9 protein-coding genes are annotated in these 12,969 nt (G+C 45.7%); 1 reads left to right on the forward strand and 8 read right to left on the reverse strand.

Features of this window, described 5'->3' with window-relative positions; translation table 11 throughout:
- Positions 1-50 precede the first annotated feature (50 nt).
- The 6 genes from FN831_RS04685 to FN831_RS04710 all read right to left on the reverse strand — a co-directional run bounded on the left by FN831_RS04685 (position 51) and on the right by FN831_RS04710 (position 8,025).
- The gene (locus FN831_RS04685; protein ID WP_142527047.1) at positions 51-1,916 is read right to left on the reverse strand and encodes an LTA synthase family protein; all 1,866 of its coding nucleotides are present in this window, start codon (positions 1,914-1,916) and stop codon (positions 51-53) included.
- Positions 1,917-1,977: 61 nt separating this feature from the next.
- Positions 1,978-2,649 carry a hypothetical protein gene (locus FN831_RS04690; RefSeq protein WP_142527048.1) on the reverse strand — a complete coding sequence of 224 codons (672 nt, stop codon included), beginning with the start codon at positions 2,647-2,649 and terminating at the stop codon, positions 1,978-1,980.
- Positions 2,650-2,667: 18 nt separating this feature from the next.
- Positions 2,668-3,447 (reverse strand): enoyl-CoA hydratase/isomerase family protein, encoded by a 780-nt coding sequence (locus tag FN831_RS04695; protein WP_142527049.1) that lies wholly within the window; start codon positions 3,445-3,447, stop codon positions 2,668-2,670.
- 23 nt (positions 3,448-3,470) lie between these two features.
- Entirely contained in the window at positions 3,471-5,648 is a 2,178-nt protein-coding gene (locus FN831_RS04700; RefSeq protein WP_142527050.1) for a ComEC/Rec2 family competence protein, read from the reverse strand.
- Positions 5,590-7,644, reverse strand: a complete 2,055-nt coding sequence (locus FN831_RS04705; protein ID WP_142527051.1) for a helix-hairpin-helix domain-containing protein — start codon at positions 7,642-7,644, stop codon at positions 5,590-5,592. The genes FN831_RS04700 and FN831_RS04705 overlap by 59 nt, the downstream gene beginning before the upstream one ends.
- Before the next feature lie 45 nt (positions 7,645-7,689).
- Positions 7,690-8,025 (reverse strand): MerR family transcriptional regulator, encoded by a 336-nt coding sequence (locus tag FN831_RS04710; protein ID WP_142527052.1) that lies wholly within the window; start codon positions 8,023-8,025, stop codon positions 7,690-7,692.
- Positions 8,026-8,143: 118 nt separating this feature from the next.
- Between FN831_RS04710 and alaS the strand changes: the two genes are divergently transcribed.
- Positions 8,144-10,849 (forward strand): alanine--tRNA ligase, encoded by a 2,706-nt coding sequence (gene alaS, locus FN831_RS04715; RefSeq protein WP_142527053.1) that lies wholly within the window; start codon positions 8,144-8,146, stop codon positions 10,847-10,849.
- A gap of 72 nt (positions 10,850-10,921) precedes the next feature.
- Here the strand turns inward: alaS and FN831_RS04720 are convergent, their stop codons facing one another.
- The gene (locus FN831_RS04720; protein WP_142527221.1) at positions 10,922-12,274 is read right to left on the reverse strand and encodes an FAD-binding oxidoreductase; all 1,353 of its coding nucleotides are present in this window, start codon (positions 12,272-12,274) and stop codon (positions 10,922-10,924) included.
- A 77-nt stretch (positions 12,275-12,351) separates the two neighbouring features.
- Positions 12,352-12,969, reverse strand: a complete 618-nt coding sequence (locus FN831_RS04725; RefSeq protein ID WP_142527054.1) for a BBE domain-containing protein — start codon at positions 12,967-12,969, stop codon at positions 12,352-12,354.

The raw sequence follows: 12,969 nt of genomic DNA on the forward strand, positions 1-12,969 counted from the left end.
TATTTTTATTTCAGTTAGTTTTGAGCTTTATGCTCCTGCAGGTTTTTTGATCAGAGTGCCAAAAAATGGTGGTAGGCCGATTGCATATAAGATTGGGCGTTCTTTAACATCAGCTTCGTGTTCCGGGCATCCTGGGGACGGTCGTTGTATAAAACCGTCTTACCTACATTGTCAAATGTAACACATTGTTTGTTATCGATAAAACCCATTCCGTTATCCCAGCTGAAATAAGCAAAAGATTTGGTCACAGGATTGAGCAGGTTCTTGCTCCAGACAAAAGTGCTGGAGCCGATATCTAACTGATGGAGGAGGGTAGAGGGTATGTCGATCTGGCTGCCTACATTGCCCATCGTTTTTCCGCGGAATTCCTCTTTGATCACATCGCCGAAGAATAAAAGCGGAATATGGTAGCGCTGCGGGATATACACCTGGTCACGGCCTTTCGGCATAATGTGCCCGTGATCGGCCACAAAAACGAAGAGTGTATTGGCATACCATGGCTCTTTCCGGGCTTTCGTCAGGAAATCGTACAGACAGGAGTCTGTATAAAAAGCAGTGCTTTTAAATTTATGCACATTATCGCTGTTGCCAAATTTATAGGTTCCCGGCACTTCAAAAGGCTCATGGTTGGTCAGCGTCATCTGTGTAGAAAAGAAGGGTTGTTTAGCCTGATTGAGGTGCTCAAGCTGAGCGTTGAAGACAGTTCCGTCATAAGCGCCCCATTTGGAGTTCATATCCCTGCTGTTAAATTTCGATTTATCTATCAGCAGATCGTAGCCGTGGCTCAGTACAAATGCTTTATAATTATCGAATTCTGACTGTCCGCCATAAAAAAAAGAGGTCTGATATCCATTTTTCCGCAATTCGCGGGAAAGTGCAGAAATACGCTCCATCTTTTCCGGAAATTTCACAATACTTTCTGCCGCAAGGCTCGGATATCCTGCCAGCGTTCCGATAATGCCTTTGTCTGTCCGGTTTCCGGTGGCGTAAATCCTGCTGAACAGCAGCCCTTGGCGAACCAGGCTGTCAAACTTGGGTGTAATGCCATCTTCATTGCCTAAGGTCTTGGTCAGGTCGGCCGTAAAGCTTTCCATAATGATGACCACCACATTTGGCCTGCTGTTTTTAAGTACATGCACGGTAGTATCTTTTTTTACACTGTACAGGTCTTTGATCAGCTGCTCTGCAGATTTTTCAGGACCATAGTTGTAGGGATTCCGTTCAGAATGTCTTGACTTCAGCAGGTCAGCTATTAAATTCCACTCTGTATTCACTGCGGCATGGTTAAGCACCTGTTGATCGCTGTAATAGGCCATGCTCTGATTATTTGGAGATACGCCCCATCCCCCACGGATCAGTAAGAAATTTAATCCTATAAGTAGCACAGCAAATGGGATTTTAGCCCATACCGGGGCCTTTGTAAGCCATATTTCCTTCTCCAGGATCAACCTGTTCAGTACAAAGCCTGATGCGATCAGAGCGGCTAAAACACCGAGACTAAAAAATATTGGTGAAGACGCACTGGATGCCAGCGCTTCGTTTGGTGAGGAAAATGCAAATCCAATTGCTTTTGCGTTGACTTTGCTTCCCCATTCACGGTATATATTGAGGTTGATTACAGCGATTGCACTGAAGAGGACGATAAAAACCTTGTTGAGCGGCCTCAGCCAGGCCATTTCTTTTTCCCTGCCTGCGATCAGATAAGAGATCACAAACCAGAGCAGGGGGATACTGATGATATAAGCTGCTGCGGCAAGATCCAGGCGGATACCATGCCAGGCTACGGCTATTATTTCCGTAAATGTGCCTCCATGTATGTCTTTCAAGAAGTTACATACAAAGATGACCCTGTCCAGCAGAAAGAACACTAACCAGAAAATAAAAAACCGGGCAAAAAAAATCAGGGCTTTTAACATTATCGCAAAAATAACTAATTGCGTCCTGCTAAAAATCCTGATTTTGTAAAATTATTTAATTTTATTGGCCTCCCATTGCTTTTAAAGCATCCATGGTGGTAAGCTCATATGATGGCGGAACCGCTAATGATATCGGGCCAACTTTCTCTTCTACAAGTGATTTAATGGCAATATTGGCTTTAACGCCATTTTGTACCCTGCTGAATTTTACCGGAGTAGCTCCAAGTGCTTTGAGCTCATTGCCGGAGATACCTTCTGGTAACTGGATCTCATTGGTTGCCCAAAGTTCGAATGAAGCACCACTTTCATCCTTGTAAGTATATTTTTCAGTATTGTAATTTCCGATCTTTTGTTTCTCACCGGTAGATTTAAAGTCGCTCAGTACAGGTGTTTTTCCCATCATCTGCTCATTGTCCTCTTTCGTGGTTTTCACTGCATACTGTTTTTGGGCAATAGGCACGTCAACCAGTACAAGGCCATTTTTTGCGATCACATCGTTGATCACGGTGATCTTTGCGGGCCCCTGTTCCAGTTCAAGCTTGATGAGGCTGCCGTTGAATTTGAATTTTGTTTCTGGTGGCAGTTGTGCAGCCATGCTTTGCTGATCTGGCGTCAGGTCATAGGTAATGGCGTAAGTAAGTGTACCTTCGTTCACTTTTTTCTGTGCGTGTGCAATTACAGCGGTGCTGATCAGAATTGCAGCGAGTACACTCGTTTTAATCGACTTTAACATATTGTTTCAATTTATAGTTTACCATTTAATTTTTTCTTTGCTGATAAAGGCAGCAATACCTTTTTTGAAATCATCGCTCTCCCGAACCCTGGCGTTGATCTGTACGGCTAAGTTAAGCGCATTTTCCAATGCGGGGTTGGTCGTCTGACCTATTAGCTGTTTAGTTACCATCAGGGAATTTGAAGAAGTTTCTTCGCATAACTTTAGCGCAAAATTCTGTACCGTTAGATCAATCTTATCGCTATTTGTTACATATGTTATCAAATTATACGCCAAGGCCTGCTCAGCGGAGAATAAATCTCCCGTCAGCAATATCTTTTTAGCAATAGTCTCCCCGGTTTTGCGCATCAGGAAACAGGATACGATTGCCGGAACAAAACCCAGTTTCACTTCAGTATAACCAAAATTAGCTTCCGGTACGGCAAATATAATATCACAAACCGTTGCCAGTCCGCATCCTCCGGCAATTGCATGTCCCTCAACCTGTGCGATAACCACTTTGGGAAGATAGTATATTGTAGTGAAAAGCGTTTTCAGGTTCTCACTGTCTTTCACATTTTCCTCATGGCTGTTCTGCTGTAACTGCTGCAGGTACTCCAGATCTGCGCCTGCGCTAAACGTTGTCCCTTCAGCTTTGAGGATGATTACTTTTACCTCTTCATCATCCGAGGCTTCGAGCAGTGCTGCTGTGAGCGAACTGACCAGTTCCGGATTAAAGGCATTACGCTTTTCAGGACGGTTCAGCGAAATTGTAGCAATGCGGTTTGCTACTGAATATAAGACCAGAGGTGATGTCATTGCTGTTGCAGATAGGTTTATATTTATTTTAGGTTGATCAAAGATGCCTTAATTTTTTTGAATACCTCAACTGAGTTTTTAAAAATAATTGTATCTGTTTCAATTTCATGAATCAGGCCATTTTTGTTTGTAACATCGAGCCATATTTTTTGGAAACGAATTGTTTTGCGCAGCTCAGCGCGCTTGACTGAGGGGCTGCCATGAATCCATACGGCATCAAAGCGGGGATTACCAATGATTTTGCGGCGGTTGAAAAAGCTGTCAACTAGTAATATTTTAAATTGATGGAAATAGATCTGGTGATCTTTGAGAAGGAAGCCCTTTGCATCCCCCTTAAAATCCATTTCACCATGCTGCTGGATGCTCTCCCATCGGATGCAGACGATCTGGCTGATCCTACGCTGATCGAGTGAAGGCTGGATATGAAACCTGAAGGCTTTGTCACGCGGCACCAGATCGGTCAGCATTATAGCCTTGTCAGACCGTATAAAAGCAACTGCATAATGCCTGTTTAACGAATACAGGATAATCACGTTTTGTTGCCTTGCCTCCAGTTTGTCTCCGAGCAGCATTCCCTGTAAAAAAATAAAGAGGAACAGTCCGCAGAATAAATGTTGTTTCTTTTTATTGCAGATACCTGTCATTACAAAGAATATTCCCGGACAGAGCAGGCACAACTCTGATGTTGTGATCCAGATCGGATGAAGGGTGGAGTAGGGGAGGCCGGCAATCCGCTCCAATCCATGATTCATAAAGTTAAGCAGCCACTCAAAGGGGCTGGCGATACAATCTATCGGCAAAAGCACGATGGCCAGCCCGGCGTACATCAGCAGCGTCACCGGGAGGGCAATAAAAAGATTGCTGAGTACAAAATATAGCGGAAACTGGTGGAAATAATAGATGCTGAGAGGCCAGGTAAATAGCTGTGCAGACAGTGAAACGGAGGTAATGCTCCAGGCCTGCCTCATAAACCACCACTTAAAAGAGCACAGGGCGTGTATTTTCGGATGCAGATATATCAGTCCCATCACCGCCAGGTAGGATAGCTGAAAACCGACATCCCACAACAGCAATGGGTCAGTAAAGAGCAGTACAAAAGCAGAGAGCGCGAGCAGATGGAAACCTCCGTTGTTTTTGTGAAAGGCTTTCGACAAAATAAGCAGGCTAAGCATTATTGCTGACCGCAAGACCGAAGCCGAACATCCGCTAATCACGGTATAGGACCAGATCAGTGTAATGATCAGGATTATCTTCATCCATTTCAAGACCTGCTTCCTGTTCATCCACTGCAGTGCAAGCTCAAGAACAACATATACCAATGACACATGCATACCGGAAACCGAAAGCGCGTGGATAGTTCCGGTCTGAGCATACGCCGCCAGCGTCTCTGCATCCAGGTCGGCCCGGTACCCCAGCACCAGTGTGGCAGCGACGGCAAATGCCTGGTCGTTCCTGATCAGTTTCCGGTACCGCTGGACCTGCGCTTTCCTTAGTTTCAATGCGAAGCTCAATATAGCAGAGCCACGCTTTTCCCGCAGGGGAATCAGCTCCTCTGTTGACAGAAAAATCTGGTGGTAAATCTGCTGATTTGCCAGCCACGACTGACTGTCAAATTCCCCCGGATTGAGTGGAGAAGGAATCGGAATATAACGGGCAGGAATGAGGTAGACCTGCCCATAATCCAGTCCATATAACGGGCTGCTTTTTGAGTCCACTGTGACCATCAGCAGCCCGGCAGATCTTATCAGTTTCCCTACATTTCCGATGGCAGTTATCTTCGCCCTGAATCGTATTAATCCAGCTGACTCATGCGGCTCATCGGCGATATAAATCTTGAGATAATTTGCCTTCTGTGCAGAAAAATGATCGGAGTCCGGGTAGTCAGGATCATTGAAAACACAAAACGCGCCCAGGAAGAAGAATGACAAATACAGCAGTAGAGCTAATTTTATCTTATGATGGTATACTTTAGTTGAAATGTATAAATAATTGAATATGAATGATGAAAATAAAATTAATAAAAAAATAAAGGTCGTAAACAAATTTAATTTGGCAAATGGCGCGTATTTCGAAACGGCTATTCCTGCGCAAAATGGGAACAGGATCCGGACAAAAACACTTTGATGAACCCTCATGCCATTGCTAAAATTGGTAGCGTAACTGCAGCTTGATTTCTGGCTTGCTGCTGCCCTCGATTTCATCCAGTCCGGTACCTGTCTTTTCTTTTCCGGGATAGCAGTAAACAGCGTACCGAAGCCATGCTTTCAGCCGCCTCGAAAGCTTATAATTCAGGTTCAGGAAAGTACGTATGCCTCTGCCATTATACAGCCCCGATCCTGCCCCGTAGAGGACATCATCTTCATAGGCGTAGATCCTGTTTTCATAGCTTTCTGTATTGAAAAAAGCCAGTCTGGCATTGCCGCCGATTTTGGAAGACATGGGACTGTAACTGGCGTCCTCATAAATCAGATATCCGTATGTTACCGGAGCTTTTCCCTTTTGATACCGCGTGATCTCAAGCCTGTTTTCAAGCTTTATTTTTCTGTTTAACTCCCAGCTTGAGCCCAGCCTGTAATTCTCTTTTTTTACTCCGGCCAGAGGAAGACCGGTAATCCCGTTTTGCTGGCTTAGCCGGAGGTTGGCCTTCAGCATCAGCTTTAACTTTTTGCGGGGAGAATAGCTGAGCTGACCCATCAGATCTGTTCCGTTCGAGGCGCTGTCAATCCTGTATTTTGCCCAGGGGAAATGAAAAAGGTCTGCGTACACAGACGCGTCCCAACGTGTTCCGCGGCCCCAGTGGACGCCCGCATACCATCCCTTTTCATTTGATGAAGCTGATCCCGCAGCTATGCCCTGACTGTAAAACGTATGGTGGTCTTTTCCGTAATTCCTGTACAGGATCACCGCAGACAGGGAGCGGGAGATGCTGGTCATTGCTCCCTGCAGGACTGCTAAACCACCCGGGGAACTTTTTGCTGCCTCGCCAAACAGGTAGATGCTTTTAAAGCTGTAATTGTACCACGATCCAAAGTTACTGAGCGACTCTCCTTCAAATGCGTATTGCTTATAAAGCTGGCTGCCTGTTACAAATGGATGGTCGTAAGCAGTGTGGTAGGCAACCATCCCTGCTTCAAGACTGCTTTGTCTCAACTCCACTGCTATGCCGTAAAGGAATTGCTGCAGGCTCCCTTTATTCCTGATTTCTGAAGCTGTGCGGTGCAGTCCGCTCGCTCCGATCGTAGAAAGAGGTGATAGGTTTGCATCTAAATTTCTTAAAGATATAAATGTAGTTAAGTCTATGTTTTTTAATAAACTAAATGTTGATCCTGCTCCCCTGAAAAACGCATTTTCACTTGTGGAAGTGTAAGAACGGAGACCGTTATCCTTCTTCGCTACTCCCGCCACATCGGCGCCTTTGCCAAAGGAAGATCCTGTCCAGAGCGTTAACCCCTGCCCAAACTGAAGACTGTAATCTCCGATTACAATCTTTTTAAAGTGCCCGTTTTTGTAGAGGGCAAGGCTTGCCGAAAGGAAGTCGAAGCCCAGCCGCGAACGGCCTCTGAAAAATTCTTCACCAGCGTCTTTCTCTCCTGTAAAACAAAAAAACGCCTGGTCGCCAAGATTGTATCTGTACTTCAGCAACAGCTTCTGTGGGCTTCCAAGGTAACGGCTTCCGGGAAGATCTTCGTATCCCTTTTGCTTTTTCAGCACCTGCCCGTATCGAAGCATCAGTTCACTGTTCCCATTGTTCAGTACCTGCTGCAAACTGAGCAGGCTCCTGTATCCGGCTTCCTGCTTTACCGTAACAAAAGGCATCAGCCGGCGGATCGTTTCAGCATCAAAGTCATCTATGCCCTGCAGTTCCAGAACGTCCCTCATCTGTCCATTTGCCCGGATATGTCTTAGAAGATTGCTGATCTGGAGTGCGGACAGAAAAACCAGCTCTTTTAGCTGCTCCGGCTTTGCATGGTTAAGATCAACAGGATTTTTTTTGTAAAAGGACAGGCGCTCAGTCAGCTCTGAAAGATCTTCTTCTTCGGGAAGGCTCTCAGCGAGGTGGGAGCTGATGTCTTTGATGGCGGCGTCTTCCTGTGCAGTGGCCGCAGGGCAGCAGAAGCAGCAAAATGTTCCTACAAGCAGTCCGCACAGTGGCCTGCACAGCAGAGGGGCGAAGCGGAGATTGGTATACCTTGACATATTGCCAAAGTAATACCAATCGCAGTAAAACTGTTAACTATTTGTTTAAATTTCTTCGTTTAACTTTAGCAGAAAGTCTTTCAGCCGCTCCAGGGAGGCAATGATTTTTTGATTTTCTTTTACATCCCCACTGTTGTTTTTCAAATGGTCTTTAGCCCCTTTAAGGGTAAATCCTTTATCGTCTACCAGGTGGAAGATCATCTTTAGGTTCTCTACATCCTCAGGTGTAAACAGGCGGTTGCCTTTCTTGTTTTTCTTGGGCTGAAGGATATCAAACTCTTTCTCATAAAAACGGATCTGTGAAGCATTTACGCCAAACATTTCCGTTACCTCACCCATCGTATAATACATTTTATTAATTTCCCGTTCCTTGTAAGGCATACTTTTATGTTGATAGTTAGTGGTTTACAGCATTTATATAAAGCATTCAAATGTAAAGGGATTTTAGTAGAATACCGCAATAAAATTTTAATTTTGTTGAATAATTTTCAAGCCAAGAATGACAGCAAAAGAAATCAGACAAGCATATTTAAAATTTTTTGAATCGAAACAGCATCACATTGTTTCCTCTGCGCCGATCGTAGTTAAAAACGATCCCACGCTGATGTTTACCAATGCGGGTATGAACCAGTTTAAAGATATATTTTTGGGCGAGGCAGCTGCCAAATATCCAAGGGTTACCGATACACAGCGTTGTCTGCGGGTTTCCGGAAAACATAACGACCTTGAAGAAGTGGGTATCGATACTTACCATCATACCATGTTCGAAATGCTGGGCAACTGGAGTTTTGGTGATTACTTTAAAAAAGAAGCCATTGCCTGGAGCTGGGAACTGCTCACTGAAGTGTATGGTATTCCGAAGGACAAACTCTACGTTTCAATCTTTGAAGGAGATGAAAAAGAAGGTTTGCCAAGAGATACCGAAGCTTACGATTTATGGAAACAGTATGTGCCTGAAGACCGGATCATTTTAGGCAATAAAAAGGATAACTTTTGGGAGATGGGCGATACAGGCCCATGCGGTCCCTGCTCAGAAATCCATGTAGACTGCCGTCCTGATGATGAACGTGCTGCCGTTTCCGGTAAGGAGCTGGTGAATGCAGACCATCCTCAGGTGATCGAGATCTGGAACAACGTATTTATGCAGTTTAACAGATTGAAGGACGGATCTTTGCAGACATTACCTGCACAGCATGTTGATACGGGAATGGGCTTTGAGCGTCTGGTGCGCGTACTGCAGAATAAGGCTTCAAACTATGATACCGATGTATTTCAACCATTGATCCAGTTCATTTCACAGAAGGCCGGCATTGCTTATGGCGCTGATGAAAAAACTGATATCGCCATGCGTGTGATGGCAGATCATATCCGTGCAATTTCATTTGTGATTGCAGACGGACAGCTGCCTGCCAATAACAAAGCAGGCTACGTGATCCGCAGGATCCTGAGAAGGGCAGTGCGTTATGCCTACACCTTCCTTGATTTAAAAGATCCTTTCCTCAACCAACTGGTGCCGGTTCTTGCCGAACAATTCAAGGGCGTGTTTGATGAACTTTCCCTGCAGCAGGATTTTGTTCAGAAAGTGGTACTGGAAGAAGAAGTGTCCTTCCTGAGAACACTTGCTACCGGAATCCAGCGGTTTGAAAGCTACACGAAGAAACAGGCGGAATTCCTGATGTCGGAAAATGCAATCGATCTGGAGAAACCATTTGAAGATGCCTGGGTATACAGCATCCTGAAAGATCAGATGGTGATCTCCGGAGAGTTCGCATTTGAACTGCAGGATACCTACGGTTTTCCAATCGACCTGACAGAACTGATGGCCAGAGAGCAGAAATGGAATGTGGACATGGACGAGTACCATATCAGCCTGCAGAAACAAAAATCGAGATCCCGGGCAGCAACAGCAGTAGATACTGGCGACTGGATCACGGTTCATCCAGATCCTGAAACTGAGTTTGTGGGCTATGATGATCTGGAGATCGAAACAAAGATCCTGAAATACAGGCAGGTAACTGCCAAAGGTAGGGAGCAGTTCCAGATCGTATTGCAGAAAACTCCTTTTTATGGCGAAAGCGGCGGCCAGGTAGGCGATACCGGCCGGCTTGAAGACCATAGCAGGATGTTCTTTGTAGAGATTACCGATACGAAAAAAGAAAACGGAGTGATCGTACATTATACCGACACACTTCCGGAAGATATTGACGGACTGTTCTGGGCTGTTGTGGATGAAGATAAGCGCGCTCAGACGAATAATAACCACTCGGCGACCCATTTACTCCATGCGGCCTTAAAAAGTGTCCTCGGCGAGCATGTGAACCAAAAGGGTTCCCTGGTAAATCCTGAGTACCTGCGTTTCGATTTTTCGCACTTTGCGAAAATTACGGATACAGAGCTTGCGGCCATCGAGCATATTGTGAACAAAAAGATCAGGCAAAACATTCCGCTGAAAGAACAGCGGCAGGTTCCCTATGCCGAAGCACTGTCCAGTGGGGTGACGGCTTTATTCGGAGAGAAATATGGCGAAGTGGTAAGGATCATCACTTTCGATGATAATTATTCAAAAGAGCTTTGCGGTGGTACACACGTGCAGGCAACCGGTCAGATCGGCTATTTTAAGATCTTATCTGAAAGCGCTGTGGCTGCCGGGGTACGACGCATTGAGGCCATTACGGCTGATGCTGCGGAAGCTTATATTATTAACCAGGATCAGGAAATCAGTCAGTTAAAGGCGTTACTTAAAGGAAATAAAGATATTACCGGAGCGGTTACTGCATTGATCGAGGAGAATGCAAAGCTGAAAAAAGAGGCCGAAAAGGCTGTTATTGAACGTTCAGGCAATCTGAAGCATGAAATTGTGCATCATATGAAGACAATCAGTGGCATAAACGTCATCGCCGTACAGGTAGATCTGCCAAATGCTGATGCCGTAAAGAATCTTGCTTTTTCTGTAAAGGATCTGGTTGATAATCTGTTCCTTGTCTTCACTACGTTAATTGATGATAAACCCGGTATTACGGTCATGTTGTCGGAGAATCTGGTCACCGAAAAGGGTTTGAATGCCTCCAACATTGTTCGTGAACTGGCAAAGGATATCCAGGGCGGGGGCGGCGGACAGCCGTTTTACGCAACTGCCGGCGGTAAGAATAAAGATGGCTTGCCTAAGGTGCTGGAGAAAGTTACAGCGCTGATACCAGTGGTGTAGTTTGATCATAGATTAAAGTCCTGTTTTCGCTGAAGAAAACAGGACTTTACATTTAAGATAAGCCGGGATCAGTTAAATTCCCAGCGCAATCCCATTGAATACTTTATTGGGATCATATTTATTTTTGACCTGCTTAAGGCGGGGCAGGTTGCTGCCATACGCATCTTTGATCTGTTCATGATTGTCATTTCCAAGCATGACAGCATATCCTCCCGGCAAGGCATACGGAGCTGTCAGTTCATACAGCTCATCTACCCATTCCTTATGCTTGTCGCTGACAGCATCATCCTCAGGTATCCACTCAGCAGCAATTAACAATACGAAATGCCGCTCCCTTAATCCAAATGCGGTATCTGCTACTGCTACCCTTGTTGTTGCGCCATGTACTTCCAGTAATGCGGCTACAGATAGCGGCGATGTTTTACGGTTTATCGCGTCGGCGATACCCGCTATCAGTTCCGGCTGAAGTTCAGAAAGCCATCTCGTTTTTGCATACACCCGGCGCCCGTTAACAATAAAAGGAGCGAAGGATTCCAGTAAACTTTGTACCGTCACTTGCGAAATCTGTTCAGTTAGTGGTGTGCCCAGCTGTCTTAAGGCATCAATATAGGGCTGCCCTTCAGTGGGGTCGCCAAACCAGTTAGGTGCAACCATCAGTACAGAACTTCCATCCGGGCTTCCCATCGCCTGTACCAGCACGTAGAGCTCGTCCGGAGCCGACTTCATCAGTTCATTGTGTCCCTTCAAAATACTTTTGGCATCTTTCAGATCAAAGACGATCCGGCCTGCCAGCAGGGGCCTGGCATCGTGCAGGCGGATGTGCAGTGACGTTACCACCCCAAAATTTCCGCCGCCACCGCAGATTGCCCAAAGTAAATCCTGGTTTTCATTGGGGCTGACTGTAATCAGGCTGCCATCTGCAAGCACTACCTCGGCAGCAAGTAAATTGTCTGCTGCCATGCCGCAGGAAGGGCTGATCAGCCCATAACCTCCGCCGAGTGTAAAGCCTGATACACCTACTTCGCCGGATGGGGCAGTCACATGCACCAGGTTAAACTTACCGGCCGCTGTAGTAAGTTCTATGCTTTTTACACCTCCTCCTATGACTGCAAATTTTGATACTGCATCGATTGCTATGGCATCAAACCGGGTGAGATCAATCACCAGTCCGCCGTCAGCAAATGCACGGCCCTGCCAGTCGTGTCCGCCGCTGCGAACAGATAACTTTATATTTTTCTTCTGCGCCAATACTACGGCCGCCTGTACATCTTCAGTAGTTTCACACAGGCAGACCATTGCCGGCCGGTTGTCCGTTGCCGCCCATCCCTGATAGGATGAAGCATATTTTTCAGTCCCGGGCAGTGCTATTTTGTTCTTTAGTGCTTCTTCCAGTTCGTCGATTGTTTTTTGATTCCAGTCTGTCATGCTAAAGATTTTTAATTGTTTCAATCAAAGATGGACTGATCATATTCTTTGATCAATCCCCAATACTGGTGACTCAACTATTCTGCTGTGGTCGTAGATTTCAGCTTAGACAGCGCAATTGGTATTGCTTTGAATACATTATCGGGATCATATCTTTTTTTGACAGACTGCAGTTTGGGCAGGTTGCTGCCATGCGCATGTGCAATTTGCTCAATATCTTCATTGCCCAGCATTGCCGGATAGCCACCCGGCAGAGAATACGGTGCTGTTGATGCAAACAGGTCATTTGCCCATTTCTTCTGAACATTGCTGTCAGCAGCATCTTCCGGCATCCACTCCGTAGCGATAATTAAAGTATAATGCGTTTCTCTTAAGGCGAATGCCGTATCTGCTACAGGTACTCTGGCGATTGCTCCATGTAAATGAAACAAAGTGATGATTGATAATGGTGAAGCAATATGCATTGCTGATTCTGCTATTCTGGCAATGAGTCCTGTCTCCAGTTTAGTAACCCATCTGGTTTTGGCATAGCGATAGCTTCCGTTAAGGATGTATGGCGCAAAGGCTTCCATCAAGCCTTTAATGCTCGTCTCCGACAGCTGTTCCATCACCGGGGTGCCCAGTTGCCTGATCTTATCGATGACAACCCTGCCTTCTACGGGGTCGCCATACCAGGTAGGAGAGATCAATAGCAC

The sequence above is a fragment of the Pedobacter westerhofensis genome (assembly GCF_900182595.1).
Classification (GTDB): Bacteria; Bacteroidota; Bacteroidia; order Sphingobacteriales; family Sphingobacteriaceae; genus Pedobacter; species Pedobacter westerhofensis.

Bases quoted from the DNA above. Each gene is read 5' to 3' on its own strand.
- FN831_RS04685 (WP_142527047.1), bottom strand. From the start codon at position 1,916: ATGTTAAAAGCCCTGATTTTTTTTGCCCGGTTTTTTATTTTCTGGTTA.
- FN831_RS04690 (WP_142527048.1), bottom strand. From the start codon at position 2,649: ATGTTAAAGTCGATTAAAACGAGTGTACTCGCTGCAATTCTGATCAGC.
- FN831_RS04695 (WP_142527049.1), bottom strand. From the start codon at position 3,447: ATGACATCACCTCTGGTCTTATATTCAGTAGCAAACCGCATTGCTACA.
- FN831_RS04700 (WP_142527050.1), bottom strand. From the start codon at position 5,648: ATGAAATCGAGGGCAGCAGCAAGCCAGAAATCAAGCTGCAGTTACGCT.
- FN831_RS04705 (WP_142527051.1), bottom strand. From the start codon at position 7,644: ATGTCAAGGTATACCAATCTCCGCTTCGCCCCTCTGCTGTGCAGGCCA.
- FN831_RS04710 (WP_142527052.1), bottom strand. From the start codon at position 8,025: ATGCCTTACAAGGAACGGGAAATTAATAAAATGTATTATACGATGGGT.
- alaS (WP_142527053.1), top strand. From the start codon at position 8,144: ATGACAGCAAAAGAAATCAGACAAGCATATTTAAAATTTTTTGAATCG.
- FN831_RS04720 (WP_142527221.1), bottom strand. From the start codon at position 12,274: ATGACAGACTGGAATCAAAAAACAATCGACGAACTGGAAGAAGCACTA.